The following is a 15948-nucleotide window of genomic DNA, read 5'->3' as shown; positions in this document are numbered from 1 at the left end:
CTATCGTCATGCAGACCGAGACATTCATCCATCCTGCAGCCGTCGTCGAAGCCGGTGCCAAGCTGGGCGCGGGCGTTCGCGTCGGGCCCTTCTGTCACATCAGCGCCGATGCCGTGATCGGCGACCGGGTCGAACTGGTCAGCCATGTCGCGGTCATGGGGGCGACGACGCTCGGCGAAGGGTGCAGGGTTTTCCCGCAGGCCACGCTGGGGGCTGCGCCGCAGAACAACAAGCATAAGGGCGGGCGCACCACGCTGGTGGTCGGCAGGAACTGCACGATCCGCGAAGGCGTGACCATGCATCTCGGCAGCGACAGCAGCCGCGGCGAGACGACGGTCGGCGACAACGGCCACTTCCTCGCCTATTCGCATATCGCGCATGACTGCGTCGTCGGCGACAACGTCACCATGGCCAATGTCGCCACCCTCGGCGGCCATGTCGAGGTCGGCAACAACGTCACGCTCGGCGGCCTCGTCGCCGTGCACCAGATGACGCGCATCGGCCATCACGCCTTCGCCGGCGGTGCCGCGATCATCGACGGCGACATCATTCCCTACGGCATGGTCATGGGCAATCGCGCTCGCCTGCGCGGGCTCAATGTCATCGGCATGAAGCGCTCCGGCGTTGCGCGCGCCGAAATCTTCGCGCTGCGCAAGGCCTACAAGATGATCTTCGACCCGTCCCGGGCGGTGGCCGAGAACATCCCCGAGGTCGAGAAGCTGTTCGGCACGTCGCCGATCGTCCGCGACATGCTTGATTTCATCCAGGCGCGCGGCAAGCGCCACTTCACCGTCCCGCCGCTGCGCAACGCCGTCTCCGACGACGCCGCCGATGACGAAAGCTGAGGCTGGACGGAAGGTAGTCCTTGCCGCGGCCGACAAGGTCGCCATAGTCGCCGGCAGCGGCCGGCTGCCCGTCAATGTCGCCGAGAGCCTTGCCCTGGCCGGGCATGCGCCTTTCATCGTGCGCATCGCCGGCGAGACCGACGCCGGCACCAGCCTCGATACCTATCCTGGCTCGACGCTTGCAGTGGAGCAGTTCGCCGGGCTTCTGCCGCTGCTCAGGCGCCGGGACATCACCCATGTCGTGCTTGCGGGCGGGGTGAGCCGGCGGCCGATGTGGCGCGCCATACGCCCCAGCCTGTCGCTGCTGTCGATCCTGCCGCGCGCCATCCTGGCCCTGCGGCGCGGCGACGACGGGCTCCTGCGCACTCTGGTCGACCTCATCGAGGACAACGGCATCAAGGTGGTCGGTGCCCACCAGCTCGTGCCGGAATTGCTCGCGGTCGAGGGGCGCATGGGCGCGCATGCACCGATCGCGGCCGATTGGGACGACCTGCGGGCAGGCCTGGAAGCTGCCCGTGCCATCGGTGCGCTCGATATCGGGCAAGCGGCCGTCGCCATCGGCGGCCGCGCGATTGCGCTCGAGGGCATCGAAGGAACGGATCTTCTGCTCGAACGTGTGCGTGACCTGCGCGATAACGGCCGCATCGCCGGGCGAAGGCGTGGCGTGCTGGTCAAATGCGCGAAACCCGGCCAGGAACTGCGCGCCGACCTGCCGACGATCGGTCCCGCGACCGTCGATGCCGCACATGCAGCCGGGCTTGCCGGCATCGGCGTCGAGGCCGGACGTTCGCTCATGCTGGATTTCGGCGAACTCGTGGAGCGCGCCGACCGCCTCGGCCTGTTCGTCGTCGGCCTCACCGGCAAGGAGACGGCACAATGACCCAGCCGCCGCTCAAGATCGCGATCGTGGCGGGCGAGGAATCGGGCGACCTGCTCGGGGCCGATCTCGTGCGGGCGCTGCGCCAGATGAGCGGGCGCGACGTGCGGCTGGTTGGTTTGGGCGGCAGGCATCTCCAGGGCCTGGGGCTTTCGCCGCTCTTCAATGCCGGCGAAATCGCCCTGATGGGCCTGTCGGCGATCCTGCGCGACCTGCCGCGCCTCATCCGGCGGATCGGCGAGACGGCGCGTTTCGTCGCGGCCGAGAAGCCGGATTGCCTGATCACCATCGACAGTCCCGATTTCTCCCTCCGCGTCGCCAGGAAAGTGCGCGCGCTGGCCCCCGGCATCCCGATCGTCCACTATGTCTGCCCGAGTGTCTGGGCGTGGCGACCCGGCCGCGCCAAGGCCATGCGGCCGCATGTCGACGAAGTGCTCTGCATCCTGCCGTTCGAGCCGAAGGAACTTGCCAGGCTGGACGGACCGCCCGGCACCTACGTCGGCCATCGGCTGACCAGCGATCCCGGCGTGCTGATTGCGGCTGCAATGCAGGAGCACGGCAGCGGTCCGGCGGAACAAGGCGGCGAGAAGACCCTCCTGCTGCTGCCGGGCTCGCGCCGCAGCGAGGTCCGCGCGTTGCTGGGGCCGTTCGGCGAGACGGTTTCGATCCTCAAGGCGCGCGGGCATCGCCTGCGCCTCCTGCTGCCCACGGTCCCGCATGTCGCCAACATGGTCACGTCGATCACGGGCCAATGGCCCGACAAGCCGGAAATCATCCTCGACGCGCAGAAGAAATGGCAGGCCTTCGGCGAGGCCGACGCTGCCCTGATCGCCTCGGGCACGGTGTCGCTCGAACTGGCGCTCGCCGGCGTGCCGATGATGTCGTGCTACAAGCTCGATGCGGTGATGCGCATGGCCCAGCGCCTGATCACGGTGTGGAGCGCCTCGCTGCCCAACCTCGTCGCCGACCGCACGGTGGTCATCGAGGCCTACAACGAGTATGTGCGGCCGCAGTGGATGGCCCGCCATCTCGAGGGGCTCCTGACCGACAGCGCGCTGCGGCAGTGGCAGAAGGACGGCTTCGCCGAAGTCAGGCGCCGGTTCGCGACCGAGCGCCCCTCCGGCGAGTTGGCCGCCCAGGTTGTCCTCAAGCATATCCGCAAATGAAAACGCCCGCCGAAGGGCGGGCGTTTCACATTGATGTCGTACCGGCTCAGCGCTTGGCGATCGGCACGTAGTCGCGCTCGGGCGCGCCGGTGTAGAGCTGGCGCGGGCGCCCGATCTTCTGGCGCGGATCCTCGATCATCTCCTTCCACTGCGCGATCCAGCCGACCGTGCGGGCGAGAGCGAACAGCACGGTGAACATGGTGGTGGGGAAGCCCAGCGCCTTCAGCGTGATGCCCGAGTAGAAGTCGATGTTCGGGTAGAGCTTCTTCTCGATGAAATATTCGTCGGTCAGCGCGATGCGCTCGAGCTCCATCGCCACGTCGAGCATCGGATCGTCCTTGATGCCGAGTTCGCCGAGCACCTCATGCGTGGTCTTCTGCATGATCTTGGCGCGCGGATCGTAGTGCTTGTAGACGCGGTGGCCGAAGCCCATGAGGCGGAACGGGTCGTTCTTGTCCTTGGCGCGGTTGATGAATTCCGGGATGCGGTCGACCGAGCCGATCTCGGAGAGCATGTTGAGCGCGGCCTCGTTGGCGCCGCCGTGAGCCGGGCCCCAGAGGCAGGCGATGCCCGCCGCGATGCAGGCGAACGGGTTGGCGCCCGACGAGCCGGCGAGGCGCACGGTCGAGGTCGAGGCATTCTGCTCGTGGTCGGCGTGCAGGATGAAGATGCGGTCCATGGCACGTGCCAGCACCGGATTGACCTTGTACTCCTCGCACGGCACGGCAAAGCACATGTGCAGGAAGTTGGCGGCGAAGTTCAGCTCGTTCTTCGGGTAAATGAAGGGCTGGCCGATGTGGTACTTGTAGGCCATCGCGGCGATCGTCGGCATCTTGGCGATCAGGCGGATCGAGGCGACCATCCGCTGGTGCGGATCGGAGATGTCGGTCGAGTCGTGGTAGAAGGCCGACAGCGCGCCGACCACGCCGCACATGACCGCCATCGGGTGGGCGTCGCGGCGGAAGCCGGTGAAGAAGCGCGACATCTGCTCATGCACCATGGTGTGGCGCGTGACGCGATAGTCGAAGTCGTCCTTCTGGGCCTTGGTCGGCAGTTCGCCGTAGAGCAGCAGGTAGCAGACCTCGAGGAAGTCGCCGTGCTCGGCGAGCTGGTCGATCGGGTAGCCGCGGTGCAGCAGCACGCCGGCGTCGCCGTCGATGAAGGTGATCTGCGACTCGCAGCTTGCCGTCGAGGTGAAGCCGGGATCGTAGGTGAACGCGCCTGTGGTGGAGTAGAGCGAGGCGATGTCGATGACATCCGGCCCGACCGTCCCGCCTCGGACCTTGAACTCGTGGGTCTGGCCGCGGAACTCCAGTTTGGCGGTTGAATCTGTCATCGCATACTCCTTAGTGCTGAGTTGCCGCTGGGCGGCGCAATCTTGTTAACAAGCAACCCGATAGGTCCGGAACGCTCGGTCTCGCCCTCCAGCTTTCCCGCTGCTGTCAAATTGGCCTGTTGCCGCAATGTTGCACCGCAAAAGCCTCATTACAATGCAAAATTAGGAAAGCACTGCTGACCTAATCGATTTGATCGGAAATGCGGGCCAGACTTTCGTCGCGGCCCAGAACGGCCAACACATCGAACACCCCGGGAGAGGTGCTTTTGCCTGTCAAAGCGGCACGCAAAGGCTGGGCGACCCCGCCCAATTTCACATTTTCGCGACCGGCGAACTCGCGGACCGCAGCCTCGGCGGAGGCCGCGTTCCAGTCTGCGCCCGCCACCGTCGAGAGGGCTGCATGCGCACCCTTGAGGATGTCCTTGGCCGGACCAGCCAGCAGACCGGCTGCCTTCTCATCGACGGCCAGCGGGCGCTGGGCGAACAGGAAGGCGGCACCGTCTGCCAGCTCGACCAGCGTCTTGGCACGCTCCTTCAGGCCGGGCATTGCCGCCAGCAGTTGCACCTTCGTGCGGTCGCTGAGGCCCTCGGCGACGATTGCGCCATTGGGCAGGTAGGGCAGGGTGGCGATGAAAATGTCGAGCAGCCTGGCATCGTCCATCTGACGCATGTGGATGCCGTTCAGCGCTTCGAGCTTGGCGAAGTCGAAGCGCGCGGCGCCCTTGTTGACGTCCTCGATCTCGAACCAGCTGATCATGTCGGAAATGCTCATCACCTCGTCGTCGCCATGGCTCCAGCCGAGGCGGGCGAGATAGTTGAGCAGTGCCTCCGGCAGGTAGCCCATGGCGCGATAGGCGTCGACGCCGAGCGCGCCGTGGCGCTTCGACAGCTTGGCGCCGTCGGCGCCGTGGATCAGCGGGATGTGCGACATCACGGGCACGTCCCAGCCCATGGCATCGTAGATCACCGTCTGGCGCGCGGCGTTGGTCAAATGGTCGTCGCCGCGGATGATGTGGGTGACGCCCATGTCGTGGTCGTCGACGACCACGGCATGCATGTAGGTCGGCACGCCGTCCGAACGCAGGATGATGAAATCGTCGAGATCCTTGTTGGGGAAACGCACGTCGCCCTGCACGCGGTCGCGCACCAGCGTCTCGCCCTCGGTCGGCGCCTTGATGCGGATGACCGGCTTGACGCCCTCCGGCGCCTCGGACGGATCGCGGTCGCGCCAGCGGCCGTCATAGCGGGGCGGCCGGCCCTCGGCGCGGGCCTTCTCGCGCATCTCGTCGAGTTCGGCCGGCGTCGTGTAGCAATAATAGGCCTTGCCCAGGCGCACGAGCTCCTCGGCCACCTCGCGGTGGCGCGGCGCGCGCTCGAACTGCGAGATCGGCTCGCCTTCCCAGGTGAGTCCCAGCCAGGTCAGTCCATCGAGGATCGCCGCGGTCGCCGCGTCGGTCGAACGCTCGCGGTCGGTGTCCTCGATGCGCAGCAGCATCTTGCCGTCGGTATGGCGGGCGTAGAGCCAGTTGAAGAGCGCGGTGCGGGCCCCGCCGATATGCAGGTAGCCGGTGGGCGAGGGGGCGAAGCGGGTGACGACGGGCATGGCGAATTCCAAGGCAGGCATGGCGTCGCCCGGCCGGAGACCGGCGGCGCATGGCGTTTCGGTGGCGTTGATGTAGCATAGAAGGTCTGGGGCGCAAGGGGCATGCCCGATGGGCGACCACGTGCGGGAGGGGCGAGCCGGCGAAAGACCGGTCGCGGAAACGGCCGAGCGCGTCCTGCTCGCCGGCGGCGAGTTGTCGTCCCCGCTCGTCTGGGGGCGCCGGGGCGACCTGCAACCATCGCCCGCAAGCGAACGTCACGTCTCGCCGGCGAGCCTGCGATCGCGGCTCCGGGTCCCCATGGCCGTCGTCCAAGCACGGTTCACGGTCCGCACATTGGCCGCGGCCGTCGAGACCGAGCTCGACCGCGGCGCGGCGTTCCTGCTCGTTCCGGTGTTCCTGGCGATCGGGGTGCTGGTCTATTTCGGCCTCGCCGAAGAACCGGCCTCGCTGCCGATCGCGTCGGCGGCCCTGGCCATGGCGGCGGTGGCGTTTGCCGCGCGCACGAGCAGGTGGCTTCACTATGGGCTGGCTGCTGCGGCCTTCTGCCTGGTCGGCATGGCCGCGGCAAAGCTCGAAACCGCCCGGCTGGGCACGAAGATGCTCGGCGCCGAGATCTCGACGCAATTGAAGGGCCGGGTCGTGGAGATCGACCGGCTCGACAAAGGGCGCGTCCGCCTGACCATCGATGTCGTCGCCACCGTGCGGCCAACGCTCCGCTACGCGCCGGATCGCGTGCGCCTGACGGCACGCCGGGCGCCGGCGGGGCTCGCGGCGGGATCACTGGTCGGCGGCTATGTCCGCCTGATGCCGCCCTCCGGCCCGATCCGGCCCGACAGCTACGACTTTTCCTTCGAAAGCTATTTCGACGGCATCGGCGCCAGCGGGTTCTTCATGAAGGGACCGGAACTGGTCGCGGACGCGCAGCCTGTTCCGCTCGCCCTTGCGATCGAGGCCTGGCTTGGAAACCTGCGCGACCGCATTGCCCAGCGCGTCCGCGACCGGATCGGCGGCGTGGAGGGCGAAATCGCCGCGGCACTCATGGTCGGCGTGCGCGGCGGCATTCCGGAGGAGGTCAACGAAGCGCTGCGGCGGACGGGCCTCTACCACATCATCTCCATTTCCGGCCTGCACATGGCCATGGTCGCCGGAACCGTCATGCTGGGCCTGCGGCTCGGTTTCGCGGCCTTTCCGGCCTTCGCGTCCCGGCATCCGGTCAAGAAATACGCCGCCCTGGCGGCCCTGGCCTCTTCAGGCGGCTACCTTTCCATCTCCGGCGCCGAAGTGGCGGCGCAGCGCAGCTTCATCATGCTTGCGGTGATGCTGACGGCCGTGCTGTTCGACCGCGTCGCCCTGACCATGCGCAACCTTGCGATCTCGGCCATCATCGTCATTCTCGTATCCCCGCACGAGGTGGTCGGTCCGAGCTTCCAGATGTCGTTTGCGGCCACCGCGGCGCTGGTCGGCGCTTACGGCTGGTGGTCGGACAGGCAGGCCGAGCGGGTGCAGCCGGCGATCCAGCGTTCGCTTGCGGGCAATTTGTGGCGCAAGCTCTGGACGCTGGCGGTCGGGCTTCTTGCGACCTCGCTGATCGCCGGGCTGGCGACCAGCGTGTTCGGGGCCTGGAATTTCCAGCGCATCTCGCCGCTCAGCCTTTTCGCCAACCTGGCCGTGATGCCCATCGTCTCGGTGCTGGTGATGCCCTTCGCGGTTGCTGCCGGCGTGCTGATGCCGCTCGGCCTGGACGGCCTGTTCCTCGACACGATGGGGCGCGGCCTGGCCACCATGGTCGCCCTGGCGCAATGGTTCTCCGAGCGGTCGCCGGTCGACGCCGTCGGCCTGATCTCCGCCCGCGCGGTGATCCTGGTGTCGGTCGCGCTCTGCATCGCCTCGATGGCGACCACCTGGCTCAGATTCGCAGCCCTGCCATTCGCCGCAAGCGGATTGCTGCTGCTCGGCGAGGCAAGGATCCCAGACATACTGATCTCCGAAGACGGCCGGCTGGTCGGGGTGCCGACGGCGGGCGGCAGGCTGGCGGTCAACCGCGCACGTCCGAGCGACTTCATCACCGACAGCTGGAAGAGGGCCCTGGTTGCGGAGGAACTGGTCGGCCCGGTTGGCGCGGGCGGCAAGCCTTCGACCGTAACGGCCGCAATCGCAAAGTCGGATGCTTCGACGCCGCGCGAGCCAGCCTTGCCCCAGGAAGGAGGAGAAAAAGCGGACCGCAGGGAAGCCTTCGTTTGCGACGGTGGCCTCTGCACCATCGAGCACCCTTCAGGCGCCGTGATCGCCCATGCCGGCAATGCGGCGGCAGCCAAGCGTGCCTGCGCCGTGGCGAGCCTGATCGTGATCGACGATGCGACGGCGCGGGCTCCCTGCGCGAATTCGGCGGCGACCGTCGTCAGCAAGCGCGACCTGGCGCGTTTAGGCAGCGTCGCCGCGTACCTGCCTGAAAAAGGAGAGGCGGCGGTCCGTCAAATCGAAATCCAGAAGGCGATAGCCGCGCCCTACCGGCCGTGGCATGAGCACCGGGCATTCTCGCGCGAAGCACGCGGACTGCCGCCATTCCGCCGGGACCGTGCAAAGCCGCCGCCGGAGAAGGCCGCGCCATGAAGCATCTCGCAGCCCGACGGAATCGTCGGGCGTCGCATGAACAAGGCCAAGAAAAAGCAGCGGGAGCCATTCCCGGAAAAATGCGAGGCGGTTTGCCGTCGGAGTTGCTCGGACCAAAGAGATAGGCCGTTTTGGCTTTTCGATCAAAAGCGGCAACGCTCTTGGCTGCGGAATTGCATTCGTCGGAATGCCCGCCGCTCTGGCCCGGCCTCGCTGCAACCCAGAAAGATGACGATCCCGACCGGCCCGAGGCGGGATCAGGGCATTTCCTCCATTCATCGGACCGCGAAGACGCTCCATCTCTTTGGTCCGAGCAATTCCGGACGGAAACCGCTGCGCACTTTTCCTGGAATTGCCCTAGTAGCGCCGGATCAGCCCGACCAGCTTGCCCTGTACCTTGACCCGGTCGGGGCCGAAGATGCGGGTTTCATAGGCGGGATTGGCGGCCTCGAGCGCGATCGAGGCGCCCTTGCGGCGGAAGCGCTTGAGCGTCGCCTCCTCGTCGTCCACCAAGGCAACGACGATCTCGCCCGGATTGGCGCTATTGGCATTGCGGATGATGACCGTGTCGCCGTCGAAGATGCCGGCCTCGATCATCGAATCGCCCTTGACCTCGAGCGCATAGTGCTCGCCGCCCGAAATCATGTCCGGCGGCACCGAGATCGAATGCGTCCTGTGCTGGATGGCGTCGATCGGCACGCCGGCGGCGATGCGTCCCATCACCGGGATGGCGACCGCCGCGCCTGCATCGTCGTCATTGCCGGCCGAAAGCGCGCGTGACGGCTCGGGCTTGCGCCCCAGGCTGCCTTCGATGACGCTGGGCGAAAACTTCCTGGCGGCGTTGAGGCCCGGCGCGATCGAGTCGGGCAGGCGGATGACTTCCAGCGCGCGCGCGCGGTTCGGCAGGCGCCGGATGAAGCCGCGCTCCTCGAGCGCGGTGATCAGGCGATGGATGCCCGATTTGGAAGCGAGGTCCAGCGCCTCCTTCATCTCGTCGAAGGACGGGGGGATGCCCGCCTCCTTCAGCCGCTCATGGATGAACAGCAGAAGCTCGTGTTGTTTGCGCGTCAGCATCGCTGCCCCCAAGGGAATCGAAAGAAAAACAAACCCGGAACAAACACTATATGTTCCAGTTGTGTTCCGCAACCGATTAAATTTTGGTGAAGGCGCCGAGGGGCGCTCAGCGCAGCATCAGCACCAGGCAGCCAGTGCCAGATTCGGCGGCCGCTGCGAAGGGCTCGCGGATGATGACGCAATTGGCGTCGGCCAGTGTCCGCAGCATCGACGAGTCCTGGACCCCGAAGGGCACGGCGACGAGGCCGGCGTCGGTCTTGCGCACCACGCCGCGCACGTAGTCCTGGCGCAGGTCGTTTTCCTTCATGGGCGCCCCGAGCACGGCCTCGCGGATGTCCGGCGCATAGGGCCGCCCGCCGAGCTTCGCCAGAACCGGTTTCAGGAAGAGGTGCGAGCAGATGAGGCTCGCCACCGGGTTGCCGGGCAGGCCGATGCAGCGGGTGTCACCGAGCCGTCCGAACATCAGCGGCTTGCCCGGGCGCATGGCGATCTTCCAGAAATCGAGCTTCATGCCGAGGCCGGTCAGCACGCCGTGCACCAGGTCATGGTCGCCGACCGAGGCGCCGCCGAGGGTGACGATCACCTCGGCTCCGGCGTCGAGCGCCTGCCGGACGAGTGCCGAGATCGATCCGGTCTTGTCGGCCGCTATGCCGAGATCGAGGACGCGGGCGCCGACCGAGCGGGCAATGGCCGCCACGCCGTAGGCGTTGGACGAGATGATCTGGTCGGGGCCGGGCGAGCTTCCTGGCGGCAGCAGTTCGTCGCCGGTGGCGATGATCGCGACCAGCGGCGCGCGCTGCACCTCGAGCGTCGGATGGTTGGCGGCCGCCGCGAGCGACAGCGCGGCGGGGTCCATCAGGCGGCCGGCGTCGAGGATCAGGTCGCCTTCGCTGAAGTCGAGGCCCTTGAGGCGGATGTTGCGGCCGGGCGCGGTCGGCTCGACCACCTCGACCTCGCCGTTGCCGAGATCGCGCACGTTTTCCTGGATGACCACCGTGTCCGCGCCGGCCGGCACCGGCGCGCCGGTGAAGATGCGCACGGCCTGGCCGCGCGCGATTTTCCCTGCGAACTGCCGCCCGGCAGCCGCCTCGCCGATCACCGCAAGCCGGGCGGGCAGGTCGGCGATGTCCTGCGCGATCACCGCATAGCCGTCCATGGCCGAGGCATCGAAGGGGGGCTGGGTGCGCAAGGCGCGGAGCGGCGCGCCAAGCACACGTCCGGAAGCCTCGTCGAGGCCGATACGTTCGGTACCCGCCGGGGCAGCGCCTTCGAGCAAGCGTTCAAGCGCGTCGGCGACCGGCAGCAGCGCCATCTAGTCGACAGCCTTGTAGTCGCCCGACTTGCCGCCCGTCTTCTCGATCAGGCGGATGCCGGAAATCACCATGCCGCGGTCGGCGGCCTTGGCCATGTCGTAGATGGTCAGGCATGCGACGGAGGCTGCGGTCAGCGCCTCCATCTCGACGCCGGTCTTGCCGGTCACGCGCGCCAGCGCGGTCACCCTGAGGCCGGGCAGCGCTTCGTCCGGCTCGATCTCGACCGACACCTTGGTCAAGAGGATCGGATGGCACAGGGGCACCAGCTCGTGCGTGCGCTTGGCGGCCATGATGCCGGCAATGCGCGCCGTGCCCAGCACGTCGCCCTTCTTGGCGTTGCCGGACAGGATCAGCGCCAGCGTCTCGGGGCGCATCGTGACGGTGCCCTCGGCGACCGCCGTGCGGGTCGTCTCGGCCTTGTCGCCCACGTCGACCATGTTGGCCTCGCCGGTGGCGCCGATATGGGTGAGGGTTGCCATGTCAGGCGCTCGCCGCGAGCGGGCTGCCTTCGAGCAGCGCCCGCGTGGCGGCAGCCACGTCGGCCTGACGCATCAGGCTCTCGCCGACGAGGAAGCTGCCGATGCCCGACTTTTCCAGCCGCCGGCAGTCCTGGTGGGTGAAGATGCCGCTCTCGCCAACGAGCAGGCGGTCCGCCGGGACCATCGGCGCCAGGCGCTCGGATGTCTCCAGGCTTACCTCGAAGCTGCGCAGGTTGCGGTTGTTGATGCCGATCAGGCGCGAGGCGAGCTTCAGGGCCCGCTCCGTCTCGGCTTCGTCGTGGACCTCGATCAGCGCATCCATGCCGAGTTCGAATGCCGTGTCCTCGAGCCGGCGGGCGTCGTCGTCGCCAAGGCTCGCCATGATGATGAGGATGGCGTCGGCGCCCCAGGCGCGGGCCTCGTGCACCTGGTAGGGCTCGAACATGAAGTCCTTGCGCAGGGCGGGCAGGGTGCAGGCGTCGCGGGCGGCGGTCAGGAACTCCGGCGCGCCCTGGAAGGACGGCGTATCGGTCAGCACCGAAAGGCAGGCCGCCCCGCCCTCGGCATAGGCGCGGGCGAGCGCCGGCGGATCGAAATCGGCGCGGATCAGGCCTTTCGACGGGCTCGCCTTCTTGATCTCGGCGATCAGCCCGAAGCGGCCCTGGCCGCGCTTCGCCTCGAGCGCCGCGAGGAACCCCCTGGGCGAGGCGACGTCGCGCGCCCGTGCCTTGAGGTCGGCAAGCGGCGTGAGAGCCTTGGCGGCGGCGATCTCGTCGCGCTTGTAGGCCTCGATCTTGCGCAGGATGTCTGCCATGCCGCTACCCGTTCGACACCGCAACGAGGCGCTCGAAGACGGCGCGCGCGCGTCCACTGTCGATCGCATCGGCGGCAAGCTTGATGCCGTCGCCGATCTCGGCGACCTTGCCTGCGACGACGAGGCCCGCGCCGGCGTTCATCAGCACGGTGTCGCGATAGGCGCCCGGGGCGCCTTCGAGGACGGCGCGCAGGGCAGCCGCGTTGTAGGCCGAGTCGCCGCCACGCAGCTCTTCGCGGCTGTGCCGAGCGAGGCCCACCTGCTCGGGCGTCAGCGTGAAGTTGCTGATCTTGCCGCCAGCCAGCGCGGCGACACTGGTCTCGCCGGTGGTGGTGATCTCGTCGTAGCCGTCGCCGTGCACGACCCAGGCGCTCTCCGTGCCGAGTTCCTTCAGCGTCTCCGCCACGGGCTCGACCCATTCGGGCGAAAACACGCCGACCAGCTGCCGGCTGACGCCGGCCGGGTTGGAGAGCGGGCCGAGCAGGTTGAAGATGGTACGGGTGCCGAGTTCCACCCGGGTCGGGCCGACATGCTTCATCGCCGGATGATGCGCGGGCGCGAACATGAAGCCGACGCCGGCCTCGTGGATGCAATGGCCGATCGCCTCGGGCGTCAGGTCGATCTTGACGCCGAGCGCGGTGAGCACGTCGGCGGCACCCGTCAGCGAGGACAGGCCGCGGTTGCCGTGCTTGGCAACGGGCACGCCGGCGCCGGCGATGACGAAGGCCGAGGCGGTCGAGATGTTGACGCTGTGCGAGCCGTCGCCGCCGGTGCCGACGATGTCGACGGCATCCGCAGGTGCTTCGACGCGCAGCATCTTGTCGCGCATGGTGGCGACGGCGCCGGAGATTTCGGCGACGGTCTCGCCGCGCACCCTGAGCGCCATCAGGAAGCCGCCGATCTGGCCGGGCGTTGCTTCACCCGACATGATGATGTCGAAGGCCTCGCGCGCCTCCTCGAAGGTGAGCGGGGTGCCCGCCGCGACCTTGGCGATGTGTGGCTTCAGTGCGCTCATGGCGTTCCCACCGCAAGAGCGCGGGTGATCGCGTTCTGGTCGACGGTGACCGCATATTCGCTCTGCAGTTGCGCCACGAGCTGGTCGAGCAGGTCGTCCGACATTCCCGAGGCGAAGGTCTTCTGCACGTCCTCCGGCACCGAGGCGGCGTCCGCGCCAGCCGGCTCGAACACTTCGGCCACCTTGAACAGGATCTGAGCATCGCCGGTGGGAGCGGGGATCACGCCGGTGCCGCCCTGGCCCATGGCGAACATGGCGGCCGCGCCGTCGCGGCCGAAGTCGGCGTCGTCGGTGTCGCGCTTGAGGCCGCGCTTGGTCTGCTTCTCGAGCTTGAGCTCGGCGGCGATGACGTCGAGTGCGGTGCCGTCCTTGACCCGCTTCTCCAGTTCGCCCGCCTTCTCGTCGAGGCGCTTCTTCGCCTCTGCCGCGGTCCAGTCGGCAACGACCTTTTCGCGGACCTCGTCGAGCGTGCGGTCGCGCGCCGGAGTGATGCCTTCCACCTCGTAGAACACGAAGCCGTTGGTGCCGATGTTGAGCGGCTGGTTCTCGATGCCGGCCTCCGCCTCGAAGGCAGCCTCCATCAGGTTGCGCGAGGCGGGCAGGGTGTCGACCACGCTACCGTCGGGCCGCTGTCCGGCGCGGTCGATGGCGTCGATGGTGACGACCTTGAGCTTCAGCTTTTCGGCCGCCGCCTGCAGCGACTCGCCGCCCGCGCGCGCATCCTCGTAGGAGTCGTGCACGTCGAGCAGGATGCGGTTGGCTTCCGCCAGCGCCAGGTCCTTGCGGATCTGGTCCTTCACCTCGTCAAACGCCTTCGTCGCCGCGGGCGTGATCTCGCTGACGCGCACGATCACGGGGCCGAAATTGCCCTGGATGACGTCGCTGACCTGGTTGGCCTGCATGGCGAAGGCGGCATCGGCGACGGCCTTGTCGCCGACCTTGTCCTTCGTCACGTTGCCGAGAAGCACGTCGTGCGATGTCTTGCCCTGGTCGGCTACGATCTTGTCGAAGCTCGCGCCGCCCTTGATCGCGTCGGACGCCGCCTTGGCGGCCTCGGCGGTGGGGAACACGAGCTGCTCGATCTTGCGCGTCTCGGGCGTCGTGAACTGGGCCTTGTTCTGGTCGTAGTCCTTGCGGATCTGCTCGTCCGTCACCGAACCGAGGTCGACGATGTCCTCGGGTTCCAGCTTCGCATATTTCAGCTTGCGGTACTCGGGCGCCGCATAGGTCTTCTTGTTTTCCTCGAACCATGCCTTGAGCACGTCGTCGGCAGGTGCCGCGATCGGCTCGACCAGCGACTTGGGCAGCGCCAGGTAGTCGATCGTGCGGTCTTCGCCGCGGTAGAGCGCGACTGCGCGCAGAAGCGTGTCGGGCGCCTTCAGTCCGTCGGAAACCGCTTCCACGATCTGCTGGCGAACGGCCACCTGGGCGCGGTTCTTGAGGTAGTCCTCGGGACGCATTCCGATCTGCCTGAGGATGAAGTCGAAGGCCTGGCGGTTGAACTGGCCGTCCGGGCCCTGGAAGGCCGGATCCTGCCAGGTCAGCTGCGCCAGGCTGTCCTTGGAGAGGCCGAGGCCCAGCTTGCGGGCCTGTTCGTCCAACACCGCGCCGGCCACCAGCTGGGCGAGGACCTGGTTGTCGATGCCGAAGGCCCGTGCCTGGTCGCGCGTCAGCCGCTGGCCGAACTGCTGCGAAAGCACGCTGATCTGGCGATCGTAGGCGAGGCGGTACTCGACGCCGGAAACGCTGGTCTTGCCGGCGGTGACGATCTTGTCGCTGCCGAAGCCGCCGAGCATCGAGCCGGAAATACCCCAGATCGCGAAGCTCACGACGAGCAACAGCAGCAGAAGTTTTGCCACCCAGGTTCCGGCAGCATTTCTAAGCGTGTCGAGCATTTTCCGTTCCGGTCTTCGGGCGTCTGCGACGCTTGATATGAACGAAGCGCAATAGCGCCCTTCAGCGCCAGTGTCGATTGCTTTGTGGCTTGTTTTTGGTAGTGAGGGTGCCCGAACGAAGATCGTTTCCGAAGGAAGAGCACATGACGCCAGGAATTCGCCCACTCGTCGCCGGAAACTGGAAGATGAACGGGACGAGCGCATCTCTCAACGAGTTGCGAGGCATAGCCAACGGCTTCATGGGTGGTCTCGACGCCGATACGGAGGCGCTGATCTGCGTGCCGGCGACACTTTTGTCGCGGGCCGCCGAAATTCTCCACCGCACCCCGGTCAAGGCCGGCGGCCAGGATTGCCACGCCAAGGAAAGCGGCGCGCATACCGGCGACATCTCGGCTGAGATGCTGAAGGACGCGGGCGCCAGCCACGTCATCGTCGGGCATTCCGAGCGCCGGACCGATCATGGCGAAAGCGACGCGGTCGTTCTGACCAAGGCGGAGGCTGCCTGGCGGGCGGGGCTGGTCGCCGTCATCTGCATCGGCGAGACGCGCGAGGAGCGCGAGACCGGGGCGACGCTTTCTGTGCTGTCCAGGCAGGTTGCCGGCTCGATCCCGACGACGGCGACGCCGGCCAATGCGGTGATCGCCTACGAGCCGGTCTGGGCGATCGGCACGGGGCTCACGCCGACCGCCGATGACGTGGCCCAGGCGCATGCCCATATCCGCGCCCGGCTGACGGAACTGCTTGGAGCACCGGCGGCGAAAATGCGCATCCTCTATGGCGGCTCGGTCAAGCCGTCCAATGCCGCCGAACTGCTGGCGGTGGCCAATGTCGACGGCGCGCTCGTCGGCGGGGCCAGCCTCAAGGCGGCCGATTTCCTCGGTATCGCCGAGGCCTACCGCAAGCTCTGAATTTCGGGCGGC

13 protein-coding genes are annotated in these 15948 nt (G+C 67.5%); 5 read left to right on the top strand and 8 right to left on the bottom strand.

Annotation, left to right across the window (positions count from 1 at the left end; genetic code table 11):
• The first annotated feature begins 8 nt into the window (after positions 1-8).
• The 3 genes from lpxA to lpxB are packed head-to-tail and all read left to right on the top strand — an operon-like array spanning position 9 to position 2888.
• The gene (gene lpxA / locus J2X50_RS00620) at positions 9-845 is read left to right on the top strand and encodes an acyl-ACP--UDP-N-acetylglucosamine O-acyltransferase (RefSeq protein WP_429090570.1); all 837 of its coding nucleotides are present in this window, start codon (positions 9-11) and stop codon (positions 843-845) included.
• Positions 832-1725 (top strand): LpxI family protein, encoded by an 894-nt coding sequence (locus J2X50_RS00615; protein WP_429090568.1) that lies wholly within the window; start codon positions 832-834, stop codon positions 1723-1725. Before lpxA ends, J2X50_RS00615 begins: the two co-directional genes overlap by 14 nt.
• On the top strand, positions 1722-2888 hold the full coding sequence (gene lpxB / locus J2X50_RS00610; RefSeq protein WP_429090567.1) for a lipid-A-disaccharide synthase: 1167 nt from the start codon (positions 1722-1724) through the stop codon (positions 2886-2888). The genes J2X50_RS00615 and lpxB overlap by 4 nt, the downstream gene beginning before the upstream one ends.
• 46 nt (positions 2889-2934) lie before the next feature.
• Here lpxB and gltA read toward each other — a convergent pair whose 3' ends face one another.
• Positions 2935-4224 (bottom strand): citrate synthase, encoded by a 1290-nt coding sequence (gene gltA / locus J2X50_RS00605; protein WP_429090565.1) that lies wholly within the window; start codon positions 4222-4224, stop codon positions 2935-2937.
• Positions 4225-4405: 181 nt separating this feature from the next.
• Complete coding sequence (gltX, locus tag J2X50_RS00600) at positions 4406-5827, bottom strand: glutamate--tRNA ligase (RefSeq protein ID WP_429091800.1); 1422 nt, start codon at positions 5825-5827, stop codon at positions 4406-4408.
• Positions 5828-5936: 109 nt separating this feature from the next.
• Here gltX and J2X50_RS00595 point away from each other — a divergent pair, with 109 nt between their 5' ends.
• The gene (locus J2X50_RS00595) at positions 5937-8438 is read left to right on the top strand and encodes a ComEC/Rec2 family competence protein (RefSeq protein WP_429090563.1); all 2502 of its coding nucleotides are present in this window, start codon (positions 5937-5939) and stop codon (positions 8436-8438) included.
• A gap of 357 nt (positions 8439-8795) precedes the next feature.
• On the opposite strand, the gene lexA is transcribed toward J2X50_RS00595, so the two are convergent.
• The 6 genes from lexA to J2X50_RS00565 form a co-directional block, all read right to left on the bottom strand.
• The gene (gene lexA / locus J2X50_RS00590) at positions 8796-9512 is read right to left on the bottom strand and encodes a transcriptional repressor LexA (protein ID WP_340041400.1); all 717 of its coding nucleotides are present in this window, start codon (positions 9510-9512) and stop codon (positions 8796-8798) included.
• Positions 9513-9618: 106 nt separating this feature from the next.
• Positions 9619-10824 carry a molybdopterin molybdotransferase MoeA gene (locus tag J2X50_RS00585; RefSeq protein ID WP_429090560.1) on the bottom strand — a complete coding sequence of 402 codons (1206 nt, stop codon included), beginning with the start codon at positions 10822-10824 and terminating at the stop codon, positions 9619-9621.
• A complete protein-coding gene (gene moaC / locus J2X50_RS00580; RefSeq protein WP_429090558.1) occupies positions 10825-11304 on the bottom strand; it encodes a cyclic pyranopterin monophosphate synthase MoaC in 480 nt (159 codons plus the stop codon).
• Position 11305: 1 nt separating this feature from the next.
• Positions 11306-12118: an indole-3-glycerol phosphate synthase TrpC gene (gene trpC / locus J2X50_RS00575; RefSeq protein WP_429090556.1), complete on the bottom strand. Its 813-nt coding sequence runs from the start codon at positions 12116-12118 to the stop codon at positions 11306-11308.
• Positions 12119-12122: 4 nt separating this feature from the next.
• Positions 12123-13133, bottom strand: coding sequence for an anthranilate phosphoribosyltransferase (trpD, locus tag J2X50_RS00570; RefSeq protein ID WP_429090554.1), 1011 nt, complete (start codon positions 13131-13133; stop codon positions 12123-12125).
• A complete protein-coding gene (locus J2X50_RS00565) occupies positions 13130-15028 on the bottom strand; it encodes a peptidyl-prolyl cis-trans isomerase (RefSeq protein WP_429090552.1) in 1899 nt (632 codons plus the stop codon). Before J2X50_RS00565 ends, trpD begins: the two co-directional genes overlap by 4 nt.
• Before the next feature lie 143 nt (positions 15029-15171).
• On the opposite strand from J2X50_RS00565, the gene tpiA reads away from it, so the two are divergent.
• Positions 15172-15936, top strand: a complete 765-nt coding sequence (gene tpiA, locus J2X50_RS00560; RefSeq protein WP_429090551.1) for a triose-phosphate isomerase — start codon at positions 15172-15174, stop codon at positions 15934-15936.
• Positions 15937-15948 lie beyond the last annotated feature (12 nt).

Source organism: Aminobacter sp. BE322 (assembly GCF_050433525.1).
Taxonomy (GTDB): Bacteria; Pseudomonadota; Alphaproteobacteria; order Rhizobiales; family Rhizobiaceae; genus Aminobacter.
The sequence above is the reverse complement of the archived record's forward strand: the minus strand, read 5'-3'. Positions and strand labels throughout refer to the sequence as shown.